Origin of the sequence: Demequina litorisediminis (assembly GCF_030161615.1) — a bacterium.
GTDB classification, from domain to species: Bacteria; Actinomycetota; Actinomycetes; order Actinomycetales; family Demequinaceae; genus Demequina; species Demequina litorisediminis.
In genome coordinates, this window is the sequence record NZ_BSUN01000001.1 from 674,440 (window position 1) to 697,477 (window position 23,038).

At 65.9% G+C, this 23,038-nt stretch carries 34 protein-coding genes and 2 pseudogenes; 21 read left to right on the plus strand and 15 right to left on the minus strand.

The genetic code is table 11. The annotated features are described in order from the left end of the window. The first annotated feature begins 11 nt into the window (after nucleotides 1-11). From QQK48_RS04085 to QQK48_RS21190, 14 genes are all read left to right on the plus strand, one after another. Nucleotides 12-1,103 (plus strand): phage portal protein, encoded by a 1,092-nt coding sequence (locus QQK48_RS04085; RefSeq protein ID WP_284327564.1) that lies wholly within the window; start codon nucleotides 12-14, stop codon nucleotides 1,101-1,103. Then, nucleotides 1,096-2,628, plus strand: a complete 1,533-nt coding sequence (locus QQK48_RS04090) for an HK97 family phage prohead protease (RefSeq protein WP_284327565.1) — start codon at nucleotides 1,096-1,098, stop codon at nucleotides 2,626-2,628. Before QQK48_RS04085 ends, QQK48_RS04090 begins: the two co-directional genes overlap by 8 nt. Nucleotides 2,629-2,631: 3 nt before the next feature. Continuing rightward, nucleotides 2,632-2,934 (plus strand): hypothetical protein, encoded by a 303-nt coding sequence (locus QQK48_RS04095; protein ID WP_284327566.1) that lies wholly within the window; start codon nucleotides 2,632-2,634, stop codon nucleotides 2,932-2,934. Beyond that, the gene (locus QQK48_RS04100; protein ID WP_284327567.1) at nucleotides 2,931-3,284 is read left to right on the plus strand and encodes a hypothetical protein; all 354 of its coding nucleotides are present in this window, start codon (nucleotides 2,931-2,933) and stop codon (nucleotides 3,282-3,284) included. Before QQK48_RS04095 ends, QQK48_RS04100 begins: the two co-directional genes overlap by 4 nt. A 13-nt stretch (nucleotides 3,285-3,297) precedes the next feature. Further along, on the plus strand, nucleotides 3,298-3,723 hold the full coding sequence (locus QQK48_RS04105; protein ID WP_284327568.1) for a hypothetical protein: 426 nt from the start codon (nucleotides 3,298-3,300) through the stop codon (nucleotides 3,721-3,723). 5 nt (nucleotides 3,724-3,728) lie between these two features. After that, nucleotides 3,729-4,130, plus strand: coding sequence for a hypothetical protein (locus tag QQK48_RS04110; protein ID WP_284327569.1), 402 nt, complete (start codon nucleotides 3,729-3,731; stop codon nucleotides 4,128-4,130). A 14-nt stretch (nucleotides 4,131-4,144) separates the two neighbouring features. Further along, nucleotides 4,145-4,414 carry a hypothetical protein gene (locus QQK48_RS04115; protein ID WP_284327570.1) on the plus strand — a complete coding sequence of 90 codons (270 nt, stop codon included), beginning with the start codon at nucleotides 4,145-4,147 and terminating at the stop codon, nucleotides 4,412-4,414. Nucleotides 4,415-4,606: 192 nt separating this feature from the next. Then, entirely contained in the window at nucleotides 4,607-6,109 is a 1,503-nt protein-coding gene (locus tag QQK48_RS04120) for a phage tail tape measure protein (RefSeq protein WP_284327571.1), read from the plus strand. Next, nucleotides 6,106-6,516 (plus strand): hypothetical protein, encoded by a 411-nt coding sequence (locus tag QQK48_RS04125; RefSeq protein ID WP_284327572.1) that lies wholly within the window; start codon nucleotides 6,106-6,108, stop codon nucleotides 6,514-6,516. Before QQK48_RS04120 ends, QQK48_RS04125 begins: the two co-directional genes overlap by 4 nt. Continuing rightward, entirely contained in the window at nucleotides 6,506-6,703 is a 198-nt protein-coding gene (locus tag QQK48_RS04130; protein WP_284327573.1) for a hypothetical protein, read from the plus strand. Before QQK48_RS04125 ends, QQK48_RS04130 begins: the two co-directional genes overlap by 11 nt. Continuing rightward, nucleotides 6,700-8,565, plus strand: a complete 1,866-nt coding sequence (locus QQK48_RS04135) for a hypothetical protein (RefSeq protein ID WP_284327574.1) — start codon at nucleotides 6,700-6,702, stop codon at nucleotides 8,563-8,565. Before QQK48_RS04130 ends, QQK48_RS04135 begins: the two co-directional genes overlap by 4 nt. Beyond that, the gene (locus tag QQK48_RS04140; RefSeq protein WP_284327575.1) at nucleotides 8,566-9,042 is read left to right on the plus strand and encodes an H-type lectin domain-containing protein; all 477 of its coding nucleotides are present in this window, start codon (nucleotides 8,566-8,568) and stop codon (nucleotides 9,040-9,042) included. It begins immediately after the preceding gene. A gap of 11 nt (nucleotides 9,043-9,053) precedes the next feature. After that, a complete protein-coding gene (locus QQK48_RS04145; protein WP_284327576.1) occupies nucleotides 9,054-9,569 on the plus strand; it encodes a M23 family metallopeptidase in 516 nt (171 codons plus the stop codon). After that, entirely contained in the window at nucleotides 9,566-9,811 is a 246-nt protein-coding gene (locus QQK48_RS21190) for a peptidoglycan-binding protein (protein WP_431308288.1), read from the plus strand. The genes QQK48_RS04145 and QQK48_RS21190 overlap by 4 nt, the downstream gene beginning before the upstream one ends. Before the next feature lie 344 nt (nucleotides 9,812-10,155). Here QQK48_RS21190 and QQK48_RS04150 read toward each other — a convergent pair whose 3' ends face one another. Further along, on the minus strand, nucleotides 10,156-10,659 hold the full coding sequence (locus QQK48_RS04150) for a hypothetical protein (protein ID WP_284327577.1): 504 nt from the start codon (nucleotides 10,657-10,659) through the stop codon (nucleotides 10,156-10,158). Nucleotides 10,660-11,145: 486 nt separating this feature from the next. Then, complete coding sequence (locus QQK48_RS04155; RefSeq protein WP_284327578.1) at nucleotides 11,146-11,448, minus strand: hypothetical protein; 303 nt, start codon at nucleotides 11,446-11,448, stop codon at nucleotides 11,146-11,148. 138 nt (nucleotides 11,449-11,586) lie between these two features. Between QQK48_RS04155 and QQK48_RS04160 the strand changes: the two genes are divergently transcribed. From QQK48_RS04160 to QQK48_RS04190, 7 genes are all read left to right on the plus strand, one after another. After that, entirely contained in the window at nucleotides 11,587-12,195 is a 609-nt protein-coding gene (locus QQK48_RS04160) for a hypothetical protein (protein WP_284327579.1), read from the plus strand. Between the two features lie 74 nt (nucleotides 12,196-12,269). Further along, nucleotides 12,270-13,031 carry an SOS response-associated peptidase gene (locus tag QQK48_RS04165; RefSeq protein WP_284327580.1) on the plus strand — a complete coding sequence of 254 codons (762 nt, stop codon included), beginning with the start codon at nucleotides 12,270-12,272 and terminating at the stop codon, nucleotides 13,029-13,031. Nucleotides 13,032-13,129: 98 nt separating this feature from the next. Then, complete coding sequence (locus QQK48_RS04170) at nucleotides 13,130-13,846, plus strand: LytR/AlgR family response regulator transcription factor (protein WP_284327581.1); 717 nt, start codon at nucleotides 13,130-13,132, stop codon at nucleotides 13,844-13,846. Continuing rightward, entirely contained in the window at nucleotides 13,843-14,118 is a 276-nt protein-coding gene (locus QQK48_RS04175; protein WP_284327582.1) for a hypothetical protein, read from the plus strand. Before QQK48_RS04170 ends, QQK48_RS04175 begins: the two co-directional genes overlap by 4 nt. After that, the gene (locus QQK48_RS04180; protein WP_284327583.1) at nucleotides 14,051-14,536 is read left to right on the plus strand and encodes a hypothetical protein; all 486 of its coding nucleotides are present in this window, start codon (nucleotides 14,051-14,053) and stop codon (nucleotides 14,534-14,536) included. The genes QQK48_RS04175 and QQK48_RS04180 overlap by 68 nt, the downstream gene beginning before the upstream one ends. Next, complete coding sequence (locus tag QQK48_RS04185; protein ID WP_284327584.1) at nucleotides 14,533-15,165, plus strand: ATP-binding protein; 633 nt, start codon at nucleotides 14,533-14,535, stop codon at nucleotides 15,163-15,165. The genes QQK48_RS04180 and QQK48_RS04185 overlap by 4 nt, the downstream gene beginning before the upstream one ends. Before the next feature lie 111 nt (nucleotides 15,166-15,276). Further along, complete coding sequence (locus QQK48_RS04190; RefSeq protein ID WP_284327585.1) at nucleotides 15,277-16,539, plus strand: alpha/beta hydrolase; 1,263 nt, start codon at nucleotides 15,277-15,279, stop codon at nucleotides 16,537-16,539. On the opposite strand, the gene glf is transcribed toward QQK48_RS04190, so the two are convergent. The 13 genes and pseudogenes from glf to QQK48_RS04255 all read right to left on the minus strand — a co-directional run bounded on the left by glf (nucleotide 16,529) and on the right by QQK48_RS04255 (nucleotide 23,037). Next, a complete protein-coding gene (gene glf, locus QQK48_RS04195) occupies nucleotides 16,529-17,665 on the minus strand; it encodes a UDP-galactopyranose mutase (RefSeq protein ID WP_284327586.1) in 1,137 nt (378 codons plus the stop codon). The genes QQK48_RS04190 and glf overlap by 11 nt on opposite strands. 28 nt (nucleotides 17,666-17,693) lie before the next feature. Continuing rightward, nucleotides 17,694-17,816, minus strand: a complete 123-nt coding sequence (locus QQK48_RS04200; RefSeq protein ID WP_284327587.1) for a hypothetical protein — start codon at nucleotides 17,814-17,816, stop codon at nucleotides 17,694-17,696. Nucleotides 17,817-17,872: 56 nt separating this feature from the next. Next, nucleotides 17,873-18,712, minus strand: coding sequence for a glycosyltransferase family 2 protein (locus tag QQK48_RS04205; RefSeq protein WP_284327588.1), 840 nt, complete (start codon nucleotides 18,710-18,712; stop codon nucleotides 17,873-17,875). Nucleotides 18,713-18,727: 15 nt separating this feature from the next. Next, nucleotides 18,728-19,288, minus strand: a complete 561-nt coding sequence (locus QQK48_RS04210) for a GtrA domain-containing protein (RefSeq protein WP_284327589.1) — start codon at nucleotides 19,286-19,288, stop codon at nucleotides 18,728-18,730. Between the two features lie 7 nt (nucleotides 19,289-19,295). Next, nucleotides 19,296-19,457 carry a hypothetical protein gene (locus QQK48_RS04215; RefSeq protein WP_284327590.1) on the minus strand — a complete coding sequence of 54 codons (162 nt, stop codon included), beginning with the start codon at nucleotides 19,455-19,457 and terminating at the stop codon, nucleotides 19,296-19,298. A 10-nt stretch (nucleotides 19,458-19,467) separates the two neighbouring features. Beyond that, nucleotides 19,468-19,878 carry a hypothetical protein gene (locus QQK48_RS04220; RefSeq protein WP_284329459.1) on the minus strand — a complete coding sequence of 137 codons (411 nt, stop codon included), beginning with the start codon at nucleotides 19,876-19,878 and terminating at the stop codon, nucleotides 19,468-19,470. Further along, on the minus strand, nucleotides 19,875-20,102 hold the full coding sequence (locus tag QQK48_RS04225) for a fibronectin type III-like domain-contianing protein (RefSeq protein ID WP_348523438.1): 228 nt from the start codon (nucleotides 20,100-20,102) through the stop codon (nucleotides 19,875-19,877). The genes QQK48_RS04220 and QQK48_RS04225 overlap by 4 nt, the downstream gene beginning before the upstream one ends. A 286-nt stretch (nucleotides 20,103-20,388) precedes the next feature. Next, nucleotides 20,389-20,751, minus strand: a pseudogene (locus QQK48_RS04230) (glycoside hydrolase family 3 protein); the annotation flags it as partial. Then, a pseudogene (locus tag QQK48_RS04235) lies at nucleotides 20,681-20,962 on the minus strand (glycoside hydrolase family 3 C-terminal domain-containing protein); the annotation flags it as partial. The pseudogenes QQK48_RS04235 and QQK48_RS04230, both read right to left, overlap by 71 nt. Continuing rightward, a complete protein-coding gene (locus QQK48_RS04240) occupies nucleotides 20,848-21,789 on the minus strand; it encodes a glycoside hydrolase family 3 N-terminal domain-containing protein (protein ID WP_284327592.1) in 942 nt (313 codons plus the stop codon). The pseudogene QQK48_RS04235 and the gene QQK48_RS04240, both read right to left, overlap by 115 nt. Nucleotides 21,790-21,997: 208 nt before the next feature. Further along, entirely contained in the window at nucleotides 21,998-22,552 is a 555-nt protein-coding gene (locus QQK48_RS04245; RefSeq protein WP_284327593.1) for a glycoside hydrolase family 3 N-terminal domain-containing protein, read from the minus strand. Beyond that, a complete protein-coding gene (locus tag QQK48_RS04250; protein WP_431308289.1) occupies nucleotides 22,506-22,850 on the minus strand; it encodes a glycoside hydrolase family 3 N-terminal domain-containing protein in 345 nt (114 codons plus the stop codon). Before QQK48_RS04250 ends, QQK48_RS04245 begins: the two co-directional genes overlap by 47 nt. Next, nucleotides 22,843-23,037, minus strand: coding sequence for a hypothetical protein (locus QQK48_RS04255; protein WP_284327594.1), 195 nt, complete (start codon nucleotides 23,035-23,037; stop codon nucleotides 22,843-22,845). Before QQK48_RS04255 ends, QQK48_RS04250 begins: the two co-directional genes overlap by 8 nt. Nucleotide 23,038 lies beyond the last annotated feature (1 nt).

Sequence of the window (23,038 nt, forward strand, 5' to 3'; positions counted from 1 at the left end):
CATAAGGGCGTATGGGAATCCTTTCTTGGCTCGGCTTCAACGCCTCTGAGCACCGCGACACTGAAACCCCCGAGGGCGTCATGCCCCCGAGGCGTTCAGCCGCGTCTGAAGTCAACACTGACACCGCCCTTTCTCTGGTGGCCGTCTACCGGGCTGTCTCGATCCTGAGCACCGCAGCGTCGCAGTTGTCGCTTGACGTGTGGCGTGGCCGGGAGCAGATCGACACGCCCTTGGTAGCCCGTCGCCCCGACGTTGCTATGCCGCTGAGCGAATGGCTCGCGGAAACGGTCAACTCGCTGGCGCTGACGGGTAACGCGTACTGGCGCATCACCCGCGATGACCGGGGACCGCGCAACATCGAGGTCCTGGACCCGTGGAAGTGCTCGCCGCAGGAAGACGGGACGCTCGGCTATGAGAGCAAGCGTCTTCAGCCGTCCGAGTTCCGCCACCTGAAGTTGATGCCCCGCGCTGGCGTCCTGTACGGCCTTGGACCCATCCAGGCCGCACGCGCTGAGATCGCCGGGGCGCTTGACCTTCGCAACTATTCGTCCGCGTGGTTCGCCTCCGGAGACACCCCTAGCGGCGTGCTGTCCTCTGACCAGCACCTCACCGCTGAGCAGGCCAAGCAGTACAAGGACATTTGGAACCAGCGCGAGGCCCATGAGGTCGCTGTGATGGGTGCCGGACTGTCGTACTCGCCGGTCATGCTCAACCCCGAAGACGCGCAGTTCATAGCGAACCGGCAGTTCACCACCACGGAGATTGCCCGCCTGTTTGGCGTCCCCGCACACCTGATGCTCGCCGCCGTTGAGGGCACCTCGCTGACCTACACCAACGTGGCTCAGGCCGACCTGACGTTCGTGCGCTGGTCGCTGATGACCTACCTCCGCGCCATCGAGTCCGCCCTGTCCGAGGTCCTCCCCGGTCAGCAGAGCGCCCGCTTCAACCTTGACGCCCTCCTGCGCCCCGACACCACCACCCGCTACACGGCCCACCAGATCGCGCTGACGGCTGGCTTCCTCACTGTGGACGAGGTGCGCGACATCGAGGGCCTTCCCCCGCTTGCTTCCCCAACTTCCCCCGAGGTGCCCGCTGATGCCTGAACTCGAATACCGCTCCGTACAGATTCGCGCCGTCGATGAAGACGCCCGCGAAGTCTCCGGCATCGCCGTGCCATGGAACTCGCCAACCGAGATCGGTGACTTCTACACCGAGTCGTTTGAACGCGGCGCAGTCCAGGACTCCGACGACGCCCTGCTGTTTTGGCGTCATGACGAGCCCATCGGCTTGATTACCCGCGCCAAGGACACAGAGACCGGCTGGGAGATCACCGCACGCCTGAGCGAAACGCCCCGAGGCGATGAGGCGTACCGGCTCGCCAAGGACGGCGTACTTCGCGAGTTCTCCATCGGCTTTGAGCCGCAGGAGCAGCGCGAGGACACCGACGCGAAGACCCGACACCTCACCATCACGCGCACCAAGGTCCGCGTCCGTGAGGTCTCCCTAGTCCCGTTTGGCGCATACGGCGCCAACGCCCCCGTTTCGCAGGTCCGCGAGGCGGAAACCCCCACCACCACTCACGAAAGGGCTGCCATGCCTGAGACTGACTACAGCGCGGACCTCACCGAGATTCGCTCGACCATCGAGGAACTTGACCGCAAGGTTGACGCCCTCCCCACCCGCACCGCAGAGCCCACCGGCCCCGTGTTCGAGTCCATTGGCGACATGGTGAAGCGCGTTGCCGCTGGCGAGGACATCGCCACCCGCGCCTACACCGGAGCCGTCTCCGGTGACTCCGTTCTTACTGACGCGTGGATCGGTGACCTGACCGAGATCATCAAGAAGCGCCGCCCCGTCCTGGAGACGTTCGCGACCGGCTCGCTTCCCTCGACCGGCATGAATGTCGAGTACGCCGAGTTGGAGTCCGACACCACGCAGGCCGGTGTCCAGGCCGCTGAGGGCGATGACCTGCTGTTCGGCAAGGTCTCACTGACCACGAAGACCGCCCCCATCAAGACCATTGGTGGGTGGACCTCGCTCAGCCGCCAGGCCATCGAGCGCTCCAACGTGGGCATCCTCGATACGTCGTATGAGGCGCTTGCCGAGAAGTATGGCCAGGCGTCCGAGGCTTACGCCCGCGCCATCCTCAACGGCGCTGTTGCCGCCACCGGTGGTGACGCCCTGGCTGAGGTCGAGGCCGACCTGACCGACCAGGACGGCATCGTTGCCATGGTGCTCGACCTTGCTGAGCACTTTGAGAACGTGGGCCGCTCGCTCGACGGCGTGTTCGTTGACAAGGCCACCTTCCTCGCGCTGTACGGCATCCCTGCCACGGATCGCATCCTTCAGGTGACCGGTCAGCCTTCGGACAAGGTTGGCGAGATTACCGTCAAGACCGCTTCCGGTTCGGTTGCTGGCCTTCCGTTCCGCGTCCTGCCCGGCTCCGTCGCCAACACGGTCCTTGCCTACGACCGCACCGCCATCAAGTCGCTGGAGGCGTCCGGCGTTCCGTTCCGACTCCAGGACGAGAACGTGGTGAACCTGTCCAAGGACTTCAGCCTCTACGGCTACTTGGCGTCCTTCGTTCAGAAGCGTTCGGGCCTGGTCAAGGTTGTGGACCCCGCCTAAGCCATGACCGCTACCGACCTCCTTGTCTACGTGAATGCGGGTGACTCCGACCTGCCATTCATCACCGAGTGCCACGCCGAGGCCACCGACCTCGTTGCCGTGTACGTCGGTGACGCCGAGGTGCCCGAAACGGTCCTGGGGCGCGCAGTCAAGGAGGTCGGCGCGGAACTGTTCCACCGCCGCTCAACCAAGAACGGCGTAGCGCAGTTCGCCACCCCTGACGCGCAGCCGATCCGCGTGGCCCGTGACCCCATGGTGGCCGCCTACCCCATCCTCAACCGCTACGTAGGCGGTGGCTTCGCATGACACTCAAAGCCGAACGCGAGGCCATCGCTACAGCCCTGACCGACGCCGGTCTGCGTGGCTGGGCCTGGGTCCCTGAAGCGCCCGTGGCACCGTGCGCCATCGTCCAGCCCGGATCGCCCTACCTCAGCACCGAGGACGAGCCTTTTGGGTCATACAAGACCCGTCACCTGGTCTCGATCCTCGCGCCCGTGGGCACCAACGAAAAGGTCACCGACGACCTTGACGCGCTGATTGAAACCGCCATGGGCGCGCTCAACGTGGTCGAGGTCTCCGAGCCGTTCGGGCTCACCGTCAACACCGCTCAATACCTCGCCGTGAACCTCACCATCAGCGGCTCCGTCACCTTCTAACGAAAGGCTCACCATGCCTGGCTCTACCCGCATCAAGGGCGTTGGCCTCACGCTGTCGGTCGGCTCCCCCGCAGTCGATTACAAGTGCGATGTCACCGCCGCGACCATCACCAACGAGGAGAAGGACAGCGACGTTACGACGTTCTGCGATGTCTCCGAGGGCGATGACCGTCAGTTCTTCCTGAACATCACCGCCATTCAGTCCACCGACGCCGATTCGCTGTGGTCCTACATCTGGGACAACACCGGCGAAGACGTGGCGTTCACCTACGCACCCCACGGCAACGCCATCCCGTCCGCAGACCAGCCGCATTTCACGGGAAACGTCACCATTGGTGACCGCCCCGAGATCGGTGGCGAGGCCGGTAAGGACAACACGTACACCTTCGAATCTCAGTGGGAGATCGTCGGCACTCCGGTGGTTGACCGAGGCGTGTAAGCCCGATGGCCGCTGATGACTTCACCATCACGTCGGGAGACGTGCGACTCCGGGTCGAGGGCCTGGGGCGCACGCTCCGCGACATGAGCAAGGCCGGTGCTGATGCAGAGGACATGAAAGACCTCATGCACTCGCTGGGCCTACTGGTCGTCAACGCCTCTCAGCCACCCACCGACAGCGGGACGCTCGCCACCACCCTCCGCGCTGGCCGTGGAAAGACCAAGGCCGTGGTCCGTGCCGGTGGAGCCCGCGCCAAGTACGCGGGAGTCATCCACTACGGATGGCCCGCCCGCAACATCGAGCCGCAGCCCTTCCTTTCCGACGCGCTCAACAAGACCCGTCCGCAGATTCTCAAAGCCCTCAATGACGGCCTTGGGGACCTGCTGAAGAAGCACGACCTGACCTAATAGCGAGGACACACATGTTTGACATCGAAAACCTGACACTTGGCGAGATCGCCACCATTGAAGACCTGGCCGGAGCGTCCATCAGCACGCTTGGCGAGGACGAAACCCCCAAGGGCAAGATGCTGGCCGCAATGGCGATGATCGCCAAGCGCCGCAACGGCTTCCCTGACTTCAAGTGGAACGACGCCATCACCTTGACGATGACCGAGGCGACCGAGGTCCTGGGCCTTGGTGACACCGAAACCGAGGACGAGCCGGACCCTACCGAGCCGGTGAGCGCCTGACCGCAATGGCCGCGTTCTGCGTCGCCTTCCCCGGATTCAAGCCCGCCGACTACTGGGCATTGACCAAGGCCGAACACGACGCCCTCGTGGCCGCGTTCAACGACGCCCACCGTGACTAACCAGACCTCCCCGCCCGTGACTGTGACCCTCGCCGGTTGCGGGCGGGGAACCCACCGCTAAGGAGCCCCAAGAATGGCCGGACAGACTATCCAGGTCTCCGTTCTCGCGGACACCAAGAAGTTCAGCCGCGCCATGAAGCAGTTGGGCAACGACACCGGCTTTTCAAAGTTGGCTGCCGGTGCCAAGAAACTGGGCAAGGCCGCCGCTATCGCCACGACCGCCCTGGCCGCTGTCGCCGTCGTGGGAGCCAAGAAAGCCGTCTCTGCCGCCTCCGACCTGCAACAGTCCATGGGCGGTGTGGATGCCGTCTTCAAGGACTCCGCTAAGCAAGTCCACAACTGGGCTAAGTCCGCTGCCACCGACATGGGCCTGTCGAAAAACGCCTACAACACTGCCGCCACCTCCATCGGTACGACCCTGAAGAACGCGGGCGTCCCGATGAAGGACCTGGGCAAGACCACGAACAACCTTATTGGCCTGTCGTCCGACCTCGCCGCCACGTTCGGCGGGGATGTCCAGACCGCCACCGAGGCCATGGGATCGGCACTCCGTGGAGAGTTCGAACCCCTCCGCAAGTACGGCATCAGCCTCAGCCAGGCCGAGATCAACGCCCGCGCTCTCGCCAAGTCAGGCAAGACCAACGAGAAGCAACTGACGAAGACTGAGAAGGCCCTCGCCACCCAGGAACTCATGTACGAGCAGAGCGCCGACGCACAAGGCGCATTCGCCCGTGAGTCCAACACCCTCGCCGGTCAGCAGGAACGCCTGAAGGCCAAGTTCGAGAACATCATGGCGACCCTAGGCACCTACCTCCTGCCCGTCATGACCAAGGTCACCGAGTACGTCTCCAAGAACCTAGAGCCCGCCTTCGCCGCGCTGACGACGTGGATTCAGGACGTGGCCGTTCCCCGTCTGAAGACCCTCGCGGACTGGTTCACGAAGAATGTGGTCCCCGCCGTCAAGGGCCTGGGTAAGACGTTCACGGACACCGTGCTTCCCGTGCTGAAGTCCTTCGGAACGTGGATCACTCAGAAGGCCGTGCCCGCACTCGTCGGCTTCGGTGGGTGGGTCGTCAAGAACAAGGATTGGCTTGCCGCTCTCGCCGTTGTCGTCGGCACGATCCTGCTGGGAATCAAGGCGTACACGACCGCGATGGCACTGTGGAAGGCCGCGACCGCCGCAGCCGCAGCCGCTCAGGTGATCCTGAACGTGGCGCTGAACGCCAACCCCATCGGCATCATCATCCTGGCGATTGCTGGCCTCGTCGCGGGCCTCGTGTTCTTCTTCAAGAAGACCAAGACCGGACAGAAGATTTGGAAGGGCTTCACAGCCTTCCTGAAGGTCGCGTGGGAAAAGATCAAGGGCTTCTTCGCCGCAGGCTGGAAGAACGTCAACAAGTTCATGTCAAAGGTCTGGACCATCATCAAGGCGGTCTGGAAGTGGAGCCCGCTGGGCTTCATCACGAGCAACTGGGGCCGGATCACCAAGGCGTTCGGCAAAGGCGTGGACAAGGTGAAGGGCTGGCTGAAGCGAGCCTGGGACTTCATCGCCTTGTGTGGAAGTTCAGCCCGATGAGCATGGTCACCCGCAACTGGGACCGCATCACCGCCGCGTTCCGCCGTGGCAAGGACAAGGTGGTGGGCTGGCTCCAGAAGGCTTGGGACTTCGTCAAGAAGGTGTGGTCGTACAACCCTGTATCCCTGGTCACGGACAACTGGGACAAGATTGTGGCCTACGTCAAGGACATCCCGTCCAAGATGGCTTCAGGTCTGAGCTCGCTCTATGACAAGGCTCACCTCGCCGTTCAAGAGGGCGTTCAACGCCATCGCGGGCTTTTGGAACCGCACGGTCGGCAAGGTGTCCTTCACGATCCCGTCATGGGTGCCTGGTGGGATCGGCGGCAACGGCTGGTCCGTGCCGAACATCCCGATGCTCGCGTCCGGTGGAATCGCGACACGCGCCACGCTCGCCATGATTGGTGAGGGCCGCGAGTCCGAGGCCATCCTCCCGCTGAGCAAGCTCGAAAGCCTCATCAACCGCACCCCGAGCGGCGGCAACCTCTACGAAATCCACGTGCACACCGGCGTGGGTGACCCGGTAGCAATCGGGCGTGAGGTGAAGTCCGTGATCTCCGCTTACGAGCGCGCCAACGGAAGGCGTGCCGCATGAGCCACATCCGCCTAGAAGCACTTCAGCCCATCGACGGCGTGTTCATCCTCGACCGCTCCACGCTGGGCGGCACTGAGGCCATGGTCACGACCGCATCGGAGGGCACCGCATGGGAGGCCATCGAGTGCGACTCCACCGGGATGAGCGTCACCCGTGGCGGTGCCCGCGAGGGCCTGGGAACCAAGATCGAGGTGGGCACGCTCAACGCCTCATTTGTTGACGGTGTGAACCCGCTCGATGACCCCGACCTCCGCCCCGGTGTGCCCGTGCGCCTCATCGAGGACACCACCGACGCCACGCTCTTCACCGGTCAGATTGACCGATTCGCTGTCAACTACGACAAGCAAGACGACCGCTCATACATCAGCATGACGGCGCTGGATGCGGTCTCCCGGCTTGCCTCAACGCCCCGTAATGGTGCTGACGGTCCTGAGCCGTGGCAGGCCCGATTCGCCCGTCTCTTGAAGTCCTCTTCCGTGCCCTACGTCGCACCGGCTCAGATCGAACCGACGACGTGGTGGGAGGTCGAGGACTTGGAGGGCGAGGACCAGGTGGGCATGTGGTCGGGCGGCTGGGAAGTCAACGAGTCCGGCTACCTGCTTCGTACGGACCTGTCCGGCGCGGCATCCTCCCGCGTCATCGAGTGCGAGAAGGGCCGCGTGCTCTATGTGCGTGTCTCGCTCGCCGTGGAGACCGGGAGTCCCACGGACATCACCGCCACCACCGATGCGCCCCTAGATGCCCGCTCGGTATCCTCCGGCACCGGATGGGTGAACTATTCGTTCATCATCTGCCCCAACAAGGACACCTTCACGCTGACCGTCCAGGGACCGGCAGGCCGCGTCTATGGCATCGAGTCGGTAGAGATTGAGGCACGCCCGCGCACCATCTGGGCCGCTCCCATCGTCCACCAGTCAGACCTCGCTTCACACCTCGACATTGCCGCGAACAGCGCCGGGGTGGGCTGGTACGTGGACGCTGAAGGCACTGTCCGGATCAGTGAGGGTGACGGCGAGACCGTCGCGCACTTCTCCGACGTCCATGACGCCGACGACCCCTTGCACGTTTGCTACACGCAAGCGGATGTCTCGTATGACACCGCCGAGGCCACGAACACGATTCGGTTCGCCAACCACTCGCGCAAGCACAACGGTGTGACGATCACCGTCCCCACGGCTCCGCCTCCCGGAACCCTGACGCGTGCGGACTGGACGACGTGGACCATCTGGGATGACAACGCCACACCCGTGACGGCAAGCCGTTATGAGGTCAGCGTCGATCTTCTCGTGTCCCACCCCACAACCGTCCAGTGGTGGGGAAACGCCGGGACCATGGAGACCACGATCTTGTGGCCTGGCCGTTGGTACACGATCACGCACGAATCGCCCGGAACCTCTCTGGCCCGCTTCCTGTACTTCCGTCCCACGCAGGACACCGGCCCCACGGTCACGTTGGCGACTCGCAATCTCTCCATTCGTGCCGTGGGCAAGAACGAGGCGGATGACACGACCCTTGGCGCGTTCATGGATCATGCCGCCGCCGCGACCTGGGGCGAGCGTGCCGAGGAACTAGAGACGGCCATCTTCACCGGCACGCCCTACGACTCCATGGGCGAAGGGATCGAGGACCAAGCGGCCTGGCTCGCTCAGCGTCTCCTAGCCCGTCACAGCCGCCCCGAGCCCACCGTATCCAGCCTCACATTCGATGCCCTGAAGTACCCGGATATCGCCGCTGGACTCGACATCCAAATGAGGGTCTCCGTCACTCACCGGAGCCTCACCCAGACCACAACCATCGTCGGCATCTCTCACGAGATCACCCCGAATGACTGGTTCATCACCTTGACCCTCATGGAGGCATAAGTGCCCTACAAGAACTTTGGAAACGAAGTCCTCACGTCGTCAGATGTCAACAACTATCTGATGCGCCAGGCCGTCATCCGTGTAGCCAATGGCACCGAACTTGACGCGATCCCCACGCCCGTCGCGGGCATGATGGCGACCCGTGCCGACAACGGCATCACCTACCGCCACAACGGGTCTTCGTGGGTCCGGATGATGTTCAACACCGGAGCGATGATCCAGGCCGGGACAGTCTCTACCTCCAACATCCCAGCCGGAACTTCAGCGTGGACCGACGTGGCGACCGTCACGTTCGCGACGCCCTTCTCCTCCGCTCCCACCGTGGTCCTGACGAACTACCAGTCATTTGCTGGCGCCGATCCGGTGATGCTCGCGATGACCTCTATCTCGACCACCTCTTTCGGCATTCAAGCCAAGTGCGCCAGTTCGAAGTCCGCGCAACTTGTGCACTGGATCGCCACCGCACGCACACAGTAAGGACCCCTCCCATGCCTACACACCCCATCGCCCCCGGCACCCGCGTCACAAGCGGCTTCCGCACCAAGTCCCGCCCCGACCACGACGGCACCGATTACGCCGCCAAGGTTGGAACTAAGGTCTACGCCGCCAACTCCGGAACCGTCGAGTGGCGCACCAACGAGCGCGCTGGCACCAACATTCAGATTGCAGGCGAGGGCGTCACCACCGGCTATTCGCACCTGTCCAAGCGTCTCGTCTCTGACGGGGCAAAGGTCAAGGCTGGCGACCTCATCGGCCTATCCGGAGCGACGGGAAACGTGACCGGCCCTCACATGCACTTCTACGTCATCAAGGCGGGCAAGTTCATCAACCCGACCACATGGCTAAAGTCCACCACCTCATCCACCAAGCCCAAGGCTTCGAGCGTCCTCAAGGAAGGCTCCAAGGGCGAGAAGGTCAGGATCCTTCAGGCCGGACTCCGCAAGGCTTACCCGGCCTATCGCTGGAATGTGAGCGTCAAGCCTCGCAAGCCTGCTGACCGTTGACGGCGACTTCGGCCCACAGACCACAGGCTTGGGTCAAGGAGTTCCAGAAGCGCACCGGCCTCAAGCAGGACGGGATTGTGGGAGCGAACACCATCGCGAAGCCTTGCACGTGCAGGAATCAAGCCTGTGAGCGCCAAGACGGTATCTCCCAAGGTCACCGCATCAGGACTCACCGGAGCCGCAGGCTCTCGTCATCGTGTGGGCCTTTAGCCTGTTCGGCATCGAGGTGCCCGCCGAGGTAGCGGTGGCCCTGACCACCCTTGCCGCCTTCGGAGCCGGATATCTCGTCAGAGATCCGGCTAGGACGGAATGACCGATGGAACCCACGACGAACACGGAAGCGACCATTGCTGTAGTGCTGGAAAAGCCTTGACCACCTCGCCAAGTCCGTTGAGGACCTAAAGACAGAGATCCACACCGATAGGGCCGAGAAGGTCACGCGCACCGAATGGCAACTACGGAACGAGCACGTCACTCACCGCCTTGAGTCCCTTGAAGGATCCAAGTCCCGGACGTGGACCGTGGTGGCCGTCATCGTCTCCGGGCTATCCCTTATTGCCAGTATCGGGATTGCCATCTTGGGCGGCTAGCGGCGAAGTTCCTCACGCATGCGCGCCATAACCATGGCATGGGCCGCCTCGACACCGCCACCCTCGGACGCTCCAAGTTGCACGTACGGGACCTGACCGATCTCGTCGACCTCTTCACCAAGTTGCTTAAGTGCGTATGCGAGCGGCTGTCCTGCGACAAGCCTCGCACGAAGGATTGCACTCTCTAGCGCTTCAGTTTCAGTGTTCACTGAGCCATCAGGTCGCTGCTTCCATGTGGCGAATGCTTCAAGCGCCGCGACGTATGCCGCTCGTTTGGACGCTTCCTCCGCTTCAGCACGTTCACGCTTACGCTCTTCGTCCTGTGCTTGCTTCTCGCGCTCCCACACTTCACGGGCGTCTTCCCGCTTCTTGTCTTCAAGTTTCCCGGCTTCTTCAAGCGCCTCGCGTTGCGTCTTCGCGCTGTAAACGTGCCCGAGCCATGCGCTGCCGAGAGTGACGCCACCCGTGACGAGCGCAGTGGCGGGGATAGTCCAGTCCATTGGGGTTCCTTAGCGTCCGAGTGTGGCGGTGTCGAAGAGCCTGGCCTTGCTTGTCCGTGGTGGACTGTTGAGGTTCGAGTGACCGGATCGCCCACACGACATTGCTGATGGCACTTGAGGTCTCCCCGTAGGAGAGATCCTTGAGAGCCTAAGGCTAGGTAGTGCTCCACTTTGTCGTTCACGTCAGGCTCCCAACGTTGCGACCCGCCCTTGTGACGGATCTGACTTGGTGAACATGATGCACCCGCCGTTTCGCGGTTTCCACACGCCCCCGGACTTTCGGTGGACAACTGGTGGAGAACCCGCGCGCACCTGTGGATAACTCTGGGCATAGAGTGTGGACACACTTGAGGATCGTTTCGAGATACAGCGAAGCCCCTGGTAGATGAGCCGCCGTAGGCGCGCGCTTGGGAACTTGGCAACTATCCGGCGTGTCGCGTTCCAGGTGCACGAAAGGAATACCTTTCACGACCAGATCGAGGGGCGTCAGAAGGTGGGAATTGCTAACACCTGGCTGGGCGCGTTGATCCAGATCTCCTCGATCTCAGGATCGTCGAGATACGGTTGCAGCGGGCCAAGGCCTGCCACGTTGTCGAGGACCCGCTTGGCGGTGCCCACGGCATCGGCCACCGGGGCCTCCACCCCCGCGAGCGCTCGCCTGTCCCAGGCGGCCAACTCCTCGGTGATGAGGGCCCTCACCCCCGCGACGTCGCGCGCCGGGTCCATGCCGGATTCGCGGATACGGCGACGCACGTCCGTTTCGATGCGCGTCGCGGGCTCGGCGGTCATGGTTCACGAACGTAGCGGCGCACACGGGAGCCTGCCACTGGAACGGCACCTCTGGGGATAACCAGGGGGCGCCGATGCGGCATCGGGCACCTCTCGCCACCCCCTCGACGGCCACAGTGGTGTCACTACGCTCGTCGCATGAACCCTCGCGATCCGGGCATCGCCGTGACCCTGTGGTGGCTGCCCGTGGGCGCGGGCGGCACCGTCGTCACGCACACCAGCGGGTGGTGGGAGTCGCTCGTCGCGCGCCGCGAGCGCCGGGAGCCGCAGCCGTTGTTCCACGCGGCACTCGAGGTGATCCTCGACGGCCAGCGGCACGTGATCGAGATGACGCCGGTGGTCGGCGCCCCGCGCGGGCCACGAGGAGTGGTCGCGACGGGGCCGGTCGGCGCCGTACCGCTGGGCCTGTCCGCAATGTTTCGCTACGAGGTTCGCCGGTGGCGCGATGGCATGCTCCCTGACCGTAACTTCGCCGTCGGTGGGCCCGTCGCGATCGACATGGATGCCGCCCCTGCGCGCCGTCTGCTCGCCAGCGTGCCCGATGTCCCCCGGCATACGTGGGGGCGCCGGCCACGCGGGTCGCACGACATGTGGAACAGCAACTCGCTGATTTCGTGGCTGCTTGAGGTGGGCGGCGTCGACGCGTCGCGCCTCGTTCCGCCCGGCCGCGGGCGGGCGCCAGGGTGGCACGCGGGCATCGACGCCGCTCGCTCGATACTCAGGGCTGGCGCTACGCCCGCGCGCTGAACGCGCACCGCGACCGCACCCTGACGCCACACCCAGCCATCGCCGATCCCGCACGCCCGTGCGACGATGGCCGCATGTGCGGGCGCTACGCGAACTTCCTCAGCGAGCAGGAGCTCATCGACCATTTTCAGGTGGCCGTCACCGCCGACGAGCCGCGGCTGTTCGACCCCTCCTGGAACATCGCCCCCACCCAGCAGGTGGCCATCATCGTCCCTGGCAAGCCCGATGACCCTGGGCGCCGCCTCGAGGCCGCCGCGTGGGGACTGGTGCCGTCATGGGCGAAGGACCCCGGCATCGGCGCCCGCATGATCAATGCACGCTCCGAGACCATCGCGGAGAAGCCATCCTTCCGGACGGCCTTCGCCAAGCGCCGGTGCGTCGTCCCCGCGAGCGGCTACTTCGAGTGGCAGACCGGGCCGGACGGCAAGCAGCCCTTCTACATCCATCCCGAGGACGATGTCCCGCTTGCCTTCGCCGGCCTGTACGAGTTCTGGAAGGACAAGGCCCTAGGTGACGATGCTCCCTGGCTCGTGACGACGACCATCGTCACCACCGCCGCACGCGGCCCCATGCAGGAGATCCACGACCGCCAGCCGGTGATGCTGACCCGCGAGTCGCTTGACGCGTGGCTGAACCGCGATGCCGACCAGGGCACGCTCTTCGACGTCATCGCCGCGCCCGCCCCCGACCTGGCCTGGCACCGGGTGCGCAAGGACGTGGGCTCCCCCGCAACAACGCCCCGGAGAACATCGAGGCGGTCTGAGTCCACCCTCAGGGCCCATGGGGAGGCGCCGAGGTGCGCGAGGCCACCATCAGGGCCCACTCGGACCCGCTGAGGCGGCTGAGGCCGGGAGACGCGCGCGCCAAGTCCCGGACCGGGATTGATAGCATCGATGTTCACGCGCGTGCGCGCGAGAAGGCCCGAAGGAGCACCGTGATCAGAGTCGGCATCGCCGAGGACGTCGAGTCCAACCGCGTCGACCTCCTGAACCATCTCGCCCGCTACACCGAGGAGCACGGCGTCGAGTTCGAGTCGCGCGAGTACTCGGACGGCGCGGACCTCATCGAGGGCTACCGCCCGCAGTACGACATTCTGTTCCTCGACGTCGAGATGGCCCGCATGGACGGCCTCGAGACCGCCCGCCGCATCCGCGAGGTGGACCCCGAGGTCATCATCATCTTCGTCACCAACATGGCTCAGTACGCCATCAAGGGCTACCAGGTGGACGCCCTGTCCTACCTCGTGAAGCCCGTCCCCTACTTCGCGTTCGCCCAGGAGCTCACCCGGTCCCTTGCCCGCCTGCGGCGCACCGACGACGACATCGTCATGCTCAACGTCGGCGGCCGCGTGGCTCGCCTGGCGACCGCGGACATCGTCTACGTGGAATCCGTCAAGCACCGCATCACCGTCCACGCGCTCGAGGGCGAGTACGTGTTCTCCGGCACGCTCAAGGCGGTCGAGGAAGAACTGGACGGCAAGGGCTTCTACCGGTCCAACAACTGCTACGTGGTGAACCTGCGTCACGTGACCTCGGTCGAGCCGACCAGTTGCATCATGACCGGCGGCGACGAACTCGCCGTCAGCAGGCCCCGCCGCAAGGGCTTCCTCGACGCGCTCACGGACCACGTGGACCGTCGGACCCGACGATGATCGTCGATTCCCTCCCGGATATCCCCCGCTTCGCCACCGGCATCGCCGAGTGGGCGGCGTGCCTGGTCTACATCCTGCTGATGCGGCCGCGGCTGGGCCGCTGGGCGCTGGGGTTCGTGTGCGTCGCGGCCCTGCCGGTGCTCATCGGGGTGCAACTCCTGGTGGCCGAGCCTGCCCATCGGGCTGTGGACGCTCGGCATGATCATGTCCGCGGGCACCATGTACGTCTTCATCTTCGTCACGGCCAAGGTGCGTCCCGGCGAGGCGGGTGACCTCACCGCCAGGGCATTCGTGCTCGCCGAACTGGTGGCGTCGCTCGAGTGGCAGGCTCCACGTGTTCTTCTTTGGTGTCGACGCGACCCTGACCCCGCAAATCATCATGATGCTGGGCATCTACGTGCCGGTGTTCATCGGGGCACACGCCGCGGAACGCCGCCACTTCCCCCGCGATCACCCGCTGCCTGTCGACGCCCGCACCCTCATCTCCGTAGTCGCGGTGGCGGGCGTGACCTTCCTCATGTCGAACCTGTCGTTCGTCACGACGCAGACCCCGTTCTCCGGCCGCCTGGACCCCGAGGTGTTCTACATCCGCACCCTCGTCGACCTGTGCGGTTTTGTCATCCTGTTCGCCCTGCGCGGCCAACGGCTGGAGCCTGCACCGCGCCCAAGAGGTCGCGACGGTGTCGATGATGCTGTCCAACCAGCGCGAGCGCTACCTGCAGTCCAAGCACGACATCGACGAGGTCAACCGGAAGTATCACGACCTCAAGCACTACATCCACGCGATCCGCGCCGAGTCCGATCCCGGCGAACGCGCCCGCTACATGGACGAGCTCGAGGAGTCCATCAAGGGCTACGAACGCTCCAGCATGGACACCGGCAACGCCGTGCTCGACACCATGCTGACCGCCAAGAGTCAGCAGGCGGACCGCTACCGGATCACCATGACCATCGTGGCCGACGGCACCGCCGTGTCCTTCCTCGACGCGATGGACCTCGTCACGGTCATCGGCAACGCGCTCGACAACGCCATCGAGGCCGTCGCGGGCGTCCCGGAGGCAGAGAAGCGCCTCATTCGCGTCGCGATCTACCGCCAGGACGCCCTCACGATGGTGCGCGTCGAGAACTACTTCGCAGGCTCGCTGCGCACGGTGCAGGGCCTGCCGTCCACGACCAAGGGCGACGCCAGGCACCACGGCTACGGCCTGAAGAACATGCGCGACACCGCCGAACGCTACGGCGGCTCGCTGACGGCGCGCGTCGAGGACGGCTGGTTCGTGCTGCGCGTCCTCCTGCCTCAGCCCGCCGACCGCCGCTAGCGGCCCGGTCGTGCGCCGCGCACGACAGTCCGTGCGACGCCACCGTCACGGCCGGCCGATGCTCGCTTGACTTGACGGGTGCGCGCACCCGCGCGCGATCAAGGAGGATCCATGGCGTCCCGTCACGTCTCCCGCGTTGCCGCGGCGCTGGCCGGAGCCCTCGCGCTGGCGGCCTGCGCCGCCGATGGCGACGCTGGCGCGGCACCGCTTGGGCCCACGGTGGTGGCCGATGCCTCCTCCCCTCCGGCTACACGGTCACCTTCCGCTACGAGGACCCCGCGGCGGGCCAGGTGTGGCTGGCCGGAGACCTGTACTTCGCGAAGCCCTCATCGCTCGCCATCGATGGCGCGACCTCCTCGTGGCTGGGCGGCGAATGGTCGAACGGCGATGTCTCGACGCTGCCGCGTGCGGCGGACCTCGCGGAGGCTCACCCGCGGCGAGGATGGCGTGTGGGAGCTCACCACCGCGGTCCCCGCGGGGCTGTGGAACTACGGCTTCGTCACGCGCGAGTGCTCGCTCATCCTGGTCTGCTCGGTGGACGCCGACCCCGCCAACCCGCCTACCCTCGCGGCCGCGGCGGACGCCACCCAGGCGTGGTCGCAGGTCTTCGTGCCCGTCGACAGCGCCCATCCCACCTATGACGCCGCCACCCAGATCCCGGTTGCTGCGGCCGAACGCGGCACCGTCAGCCGCGTCGACGACCCGGACATCGGCGTCTATCTCCCCGCGGGCTATGACCCCGAGCGGGCCGAGCCCTATCCCGTCCTGGTGCTCTCGCACGGCGCCGGCGACGACGAGACGGCATGGTTCACGCAGGGCGGCGCCGCCGAACAACTGGATCACGCCATCGCCACTGGCGCCCTTGAGCCCACCGTGGTCGTCACCACCGACTTCACCGGGCTCTCGGCAGAGGGCATGGAGGACCCCGACTTCTTCACGCTGTACGCCACCCACCTGCGCACCACGGTCCTGCCCTACGCACACGAGCGCCTGCACGCGAGCGCCGACCCCGACGAGCGCGCGTTTGCGGGCCTGTCCATGGGCGGACGGCTCGCCGAGCATCTCCTGCTGAACGAGCCTGGCCTCTTCGCCACCTACGGCATGTGGTCGATGCCCACGGCGGTGCGCAACGTACCCGCCGCCGCGCTCACGGACACGCAACGTGACAACGCCGCCACGGCATCGGCCATTCACCTGGGGACCGGGGCGCAGGACCCCCTCACGCCATCACCGAGCCAGGTCGACGACCTTGCGGCGGCCTACGAGGACACGGGCGTGCGGACCACCACACTGGAGACGGACGGCGGTCACGCCTGGTGGGTATGGCGGATCATGCTCGCCGACTTCCTCGCCACCACGGCCTTCAGCGACTGAGGACGTTGTCCACCATCGACAGGGCCGAGGCGATGGCCATGTGCATGTCGAGGTACTGGTAGGTCCCCAACCGGCCTCCGAAGTGCACGTCTGGTTCGGAGGCTGCCAGCGCGCGGTAGGCCTCGAGACGTTCGCGATCCAACGGCGTGTTGACCGGGTAGTAAGGCTCGTCGCCACGCACCGCCGCGCGCGAGAACTCGCGGGCGATGACGGTGCGGTCCGCGGGATAGGTGCGCTCGGGGTGGAAGTGGCGGAACTCATGGATGCGCGTGAACGGCACGTCCTCGTCGGCGTAGTTCATCACCGACGTCCCCTGGAAGTCACCGACCGGCAGCGTCTCCCACTCGAAGTCGATGGTGCGCCACGCCAGGTCGCCCTCGGCGTAGCCGAAGTAGCGGTCCACCGGTCCGGTGAACACCACGGGCACGCGGCCGCGGGTCGAGGCCCTGCTGACCTCCGCGCCATCGTCGAGGAAGTCCTCGCCGAGCCGCACCTCGATGCGGGGATGGTCGATCATGCGCTCGAACCAGGCGGTGTAGCCGTCGACGGGCAACCCCTCCCAGGTGTCGGAGAAGTAGCGGGAGTCGTAGGAGTAACGCACCGGAAGCCTCGAGATGATCGAGGCGGGCAACTCCCGCGGGTCGGTCTGCCACTGCTTAGCGGTGTAACCCCTGATAAACGCCTCATACAACGGCCGGCCGATGAGCGAGACACCCTGCTCGTCCAGGTTGGCTGGGGTGCGGCCCGCCATCTCCGCCGCCTGCTGGGCGATCAGCGCGCGCGCGGCATCGGGCCCCAGCGCCGAGCGGAAGAACTGGTTGATGGTGCCCAGGTTGATGGGCATCGGGAAGACCTCGCCACGGTGGGTGGTGAACACCCGGTGCGTGTAGTCCGTGAACGCGGTGAACCGGTTGACGTACTCCCAGACGCGCGCATTGGACGTGTGGAAGAGGTGTGCGCCGTAGCGGTGGACCTCGATGCCCGTGGCGGCGTCGGTCTCGGAGTAGGCGTTGCCACCGATGTGGTCGCGCCTGTCGACCACGGTGACGTGGCGGCCGGCGGCCGCCATCCGCTCGGCGACGGTGAGGCCGAACAGTCCCGCTCCCACGACGACGAGGTCCGTCATGACGCCTCCCTGAGGCCGATGCTCGCGATCAGTTGAGCCGCAGAGCCCAGCATGCGGAGCGGTAGGCAGCCTGCGAGACGGTGCGTCCGGGACGGCCGGGAAGCGTCATGATCTGCACGATCGCGGAGCGACGAAGGTGCCGGTAGACCACCGGATCGTCGTAGCGCAGGCTCCTTCCACATCTGCACCCTACGCGCGAAGTCCTCGTCACGGCCCGAACGCAGCAGCATGGTCGAGGAGATCACGCACACGATGCGCAGGTGGTGCAGCAGGTAGCGGTAGAGAGCGGACGGCACCTCGTACGGGCTGACTTCGACGTCCACGAGCAGGCTTGTTGACCTTCGCCTGCTGGTCGATGCGCTTGATCATGACGGCCTCGTTGACCGACTGGTCGGGACGGCCGATGAAGTAGCGGTACAGGTCGACGTCCAGGTAGTACAGCGACTGCACGTGCTGCAGCGGCTCGTACACGTAGAGATTGTCCACGTAGAACGTGTGCTCGGGCAGGCGCAGTCCGCACGCGCGCAGCACGTCCGTGCGGTACACGAGCGAGTGCATCATGAGGTACTGGCTCGCACGGAAGCGCCCCACCTGCTCCCAGCCGATCACCCTGCCGCGCGGCAACACGTTGCGGTAGCGCACGGCGCGCTTGTGGCGCCTTCCCACCTTCTCGTAGACGAAGTTGCTGATGACGAGGTCAACGGGAGACTCGTCCGCCGCGAAGCCACGAAGCGTCTCGAGGAGTGTCACGAGCGCGGCGGGGTCAACCCAGTCGTCCGAGTCGACCACCTTGAGATACGTGCCCGCGGCCTCATCGATCCCGACGTTGATCGTGGACCCATGACCGCCGTTGGGCTTGTGGATCGCACGCACGATGCCCGGGTGGGCTGCCTCGTAGAGGTCGGCGATGGCGCCGGTGGCGTCACGAGAGCCGTCGTCGACAATGAGGATCTCGAGGTCCTCGGCTCCCACGAGCAGGGAGTCGACGCAGCGCTCGATCCAGTCGGCCGCCTGGTAGGCGGGCACGACCACACTCAGCGTCTTCATGCGTGGTTCCTCGGGTCAGCGGCCCTCGGGGCCGGGGTCAGGCGAGGCAGCGGTGGCGGCTGTCGCATCCTCGTCACCAACGCGCGACGGCGACTCGGCGTGCCCGGCGGCACCAGCATCGGCCACCTGCGCGGCACCGGCGGTGCCCTCCACATCGTCCTCGGGAACACGCTTGAAGATGATCTTGAAGATGGGGAAGAACACCCAGAACGAGATCGCCGCGTTGATGACCATCGTGGTCACGTCGGCAACGGTCTCACCGGTGGAGCCCCAGTCGAGCGTGTCCATGAAGAACGAGTAGACCGGCTCCTTGTAGAAGCCCTGTGCGGCCGCAGCGACGAACGTGATGATGACGTAGGCGAGGAAGTACCAGGCCGCCGCCACCCAGGCCGAGGTGTTCGACTTGAAGGTGATGTTGCGCTGCAGGAAGAAGTTGATGATCTGCGCCACCGCGAGCGTGATCTGCACCGCGAGGAAGTAGGCGAGTCCGCCGCCACCACCGTCGGAGATCTCACCGGCCGGGTAGTCGAACATGTAGTACTGCGAGCCGTCGACGTTCGCGCCGACCGGGAACACCTGGAAGTCAGTGTTGACCAGGTCCGTGCTCGAGAACCAGGCGCAGCGCAGGCATCAGCACGAACTGCAGCACGGTCACGGCGTTGGAGAACACGAAGAACATGAGGAACTGCGCCACACCGGTGTGCTTCTCCTCGAAGCCTCGCCACCAGTTCTTGATTGCGGTCATCATGGGCTCCTTACTTCGCCGCGGCCGCGGCGGCCGTCGACTCGAGCTCACGACGCAGGCGCCGCGAGGTAGACATGTTGCGGAAGAAGGCGCTCACAAGGCCCCCGAGTCCGCGGAACAGGTGGCCGTTCACGATGCGCAGGATCTGCTCGACCATGGGCGTCGACACGGAGCCGTTCGTCATCTTGCCGATGGCGCGGAACGGCATGTTGTACAGGAAGTACAGGTTGAGGTCCGGCTTGCCCTTGCGCTCCGAACGGTCAATCAGCGAGCGCAGGATCTTCGCGGCAAGGCGAGCCAGCGGGCTCTTGGCCTCGTGCATGGCGCGCAGCGGGTCGTTGAGGCCGAGCACGTCCGAGGTCTCCACCGCCAGCGGGCGGCCGAGCAGGCGAGTGAACTCCTCGTCGCTCACGTGCTTCACGGCCGCGGCGGCGTAGGAGGGCGGCTCGGGGTCGGGGTCGAGGGCCCCACGCCGTCGACGTCGTGGGACGCGGCAAGCGGGTGGTCGACGCTCGAGGGGCCCACCAGGATTTCGTACTGGCCGCGCTCCGTGACCCACGCGTTCGTGGCAGCGTCGAAGTGCCGGAACGTGTGACGGTCGAACGGAATGGTCACCCTGGCGGTCTCGCCAGGCTCGAGGTGCACCTTGCAGAAGCCCTTGAGCCTCGATCGCGGGACGAATCGCGCCGTCCGAGACGCGGCGCACGTACAGGCTGCGCCACGTCGGCGGCGGGCACGTCACCCGTGTTGGTGACGGCGAAGGTCGCGCCCGCGTCCGTGACCGCGAGATCCGCGTAGCCGAACGTCGTGTAGGCCTGAGCCCGAAGCCGAACGGGAAGCGCACGTCGACCCCGGCGGTCGCGTAGTACCGGTAGCCCACATACAGTCCCTCGCGGTACTCGGCGGACGTGCCGGTCGCGGGGAACGAGAAGGCGGTAGGGGTGTCCTCGAGCGCGTGCGGGTACGTCTCGGCAAGGCGACCCGACGGGCTTGCGGCGCCCGTCAGCAGGTCCACGATGCCCTCGGCACCCGCCTGGCCGCCCAGGTAGCCGTGGAGGACGGCGGCGGCGTTCTCGGCCCACGGCATCTCCACCACGGAGCCTGCCGACAGCACCACGACGATGCGATCGGTCACGTCGCGCAGGCGCGTCAGCAGGTCCAGGTTGTGCCGTGTGAAGGCGCAGGTGCTCGCGGTCCTTGCCCTCGGACTCGGCCACCTCGTCCAGCCCCAGGTACAGCAGCACCACGTCGGCACCCATCGCGGCATCGGCCGCCTGGGAGGCGAGTGCCTCATTGGCCGTGCCGTCGCGCTCGAAGCCGGGCGAGTACGAGACGACGTCGAGGCTCGAGGCACGCAGCGCCTCCAGCGGCGTCGACAGGCGCGTCGCATTCACGAGCGACGAACCCGCGCCCTGGTAGCGGGGCGTCTCGGCGAAGTCGCCAATGACTGCGACCCTGGTCGCAGGGGCGAGCGGAAGGATGGCGCCCTCATTGCGCAGCAGCACAGCCGTCTCGCGGGCCACGCGCCTGGCGAGCCTCGTGGTGGGCGTCGAGGTCGACCTCGCGGGCACGGCTGGCGTCCACCCAGGTGCCAAGGGCGCGCAGGCTCCTCGACGCGGGCGTCGAGGTCCTCCATCGACAACTCGTGGTGGTCGATCGCGTCGAGGATCGCGGGCACGGAGTCGAGTCCGGGCGAGGGCATCTCGAGTCCACCGCCGGCGCGGATGGCTGAGGGAGCGTCGTTGCCGCCGCCCCAGTCGGTGATGACGGCGCCGTCAAAGCCCCACTCGTCGCGCAGGATGTCGCTGAGCAGGTGAGTGTTCTCGTGAGCGTAGGTGCCGTTGACCTTGTTGTACGAGGACATGACCACGCGCGGGCTGGACTCGCGCACCACGATCTCGAAACCGGTCAGGTAGATCTCGCGCAGGGTGCGCTCGTCCACCACGGAGTCGGAGGCCATGCGGCGCAGTTCCTGGCTGTTGGCGGCGAAGTGCTTGGGGCTTGCGGCGATGCCCTGCGACTGAATGCCACGGACGTAGCCCGCGGCGAGGTGGCCCGCAAGGTACGGGTCCTCGGAGAAGTACTCGAAGTTGCGGCCACACAGCGGCGAACGCTTGACGTTCAGGCCGGGGCCAAGGACCACGTCGACGCCCTGCGAGGCGGCCTCGGCGCCGAGCGCCTCGCCGATCTCCTCCGCGAGGGACGGGTCCCAACCGTTGGCAACGGTGGCGGCCGTGGGGAAGCAGGTCGCCGGCTGCGAGGCGGCGATGCCGAGGTGGTCACCCGAGCCGGTCTGCTTACGCAACCCGTGGGGACCATCGGCGAAGAACAACGACCGGATCCCGGCGTGCGGGAAAGCGCGCGACTGCCAGATGTTCTCGCCGCTCAGCAGGGCGGCCTTCTCGAGGACGGTCAGGCTCGTGAGACATGAGGTTCGCTCCAGACAGGGACCGGTCAGACGCTTGTGGCGTCGAGGAAGAGGAGGGTGGCGGTGCCGGGCCGGCGGGAGGGGTGATGCCGGCCCGGCACCGCACAGGGGGTTACGCGGTGGCGTCCGCCTCGGGCGCGGCCGCGGGGGCCTTGCCACTGTGGCGACGGACGCGCACGACCATCCAGGCGATGGTGCCCGCGAGGCCAAGGCCGATCGCGACCGACGCGGCGATCTGGATGACAACCCAGGTCGGCGGCGTGTAGTCGACGGTCGCGCCCGGCGCGAGGCCGTTCATCGCGTTGGAGTTGGCCACCGTGTAGAGGATGTTGTGCGTGGCTTCACGGATGTCCGTCACGGCCTTCGCCGACGAGGTGTCGCCGAAGGACTTGGACGGCTGGAACGTCAGCGTGAGGTCCGTGCCCGCGCTGATCCCCTGGTTGGGGTTCATGTACGGGTACAGGTTGAAGTCGGAGATCGCGAAGCCCTCGAAGCCCCACTCTCCACGCAGCACGTTCGTCATGAGCGCCTCGGAGCCGCCGGCCCACGTGGCGCCGATGCGGTTGAACGAGCTCATCATGCCGCCGAGGCCCACCGTGGTGGTCGCGGTGTTGCCCTCGTCATCGGCGAGGTAAGTGACCTCCATCGAGACGTCCTTGACGGTCATCTCGAAGGGCTTCAGGTACAGGCTCGCGGATCGCCTGCTCGTTGGCGAAGGTCGCGATGCCGTTGTTGACGCGGTTGGTCTCCTGCTCGTTCATCGCGAAGTGCTTGACCGTGACGTACACGCCCTTGGACGCCACACCGTTGGACACCGAGGTGGCCATGGCGCCCGAGAGCAGCGGGTCCTCCGAGTAGTACTCGAACGAGCGACCCTCGAAGGGCGAACGGTGCAGGTTGACCGCGGGGGCGTACCAGCCGTTGATGCCCTTGAGCAGTGCCTCGTTGCCGAGCATCTCACCCATCGCGGCGCCAAGGCTCCACGTCCCACGTCTGCGCGATGAGAACCTCGGAGGGGTAGGCCACGCCGTTGATCGACGAGTTGATGAAGGACGAGAAGCCCGCGGGGCCGTCCGGCTCCAGGGTCTGGGGCTTGCCGATCGAACCGATCGGGGCCGTCTGGTAGGCGCCGTTGAGCAGCACGTCGGTCATG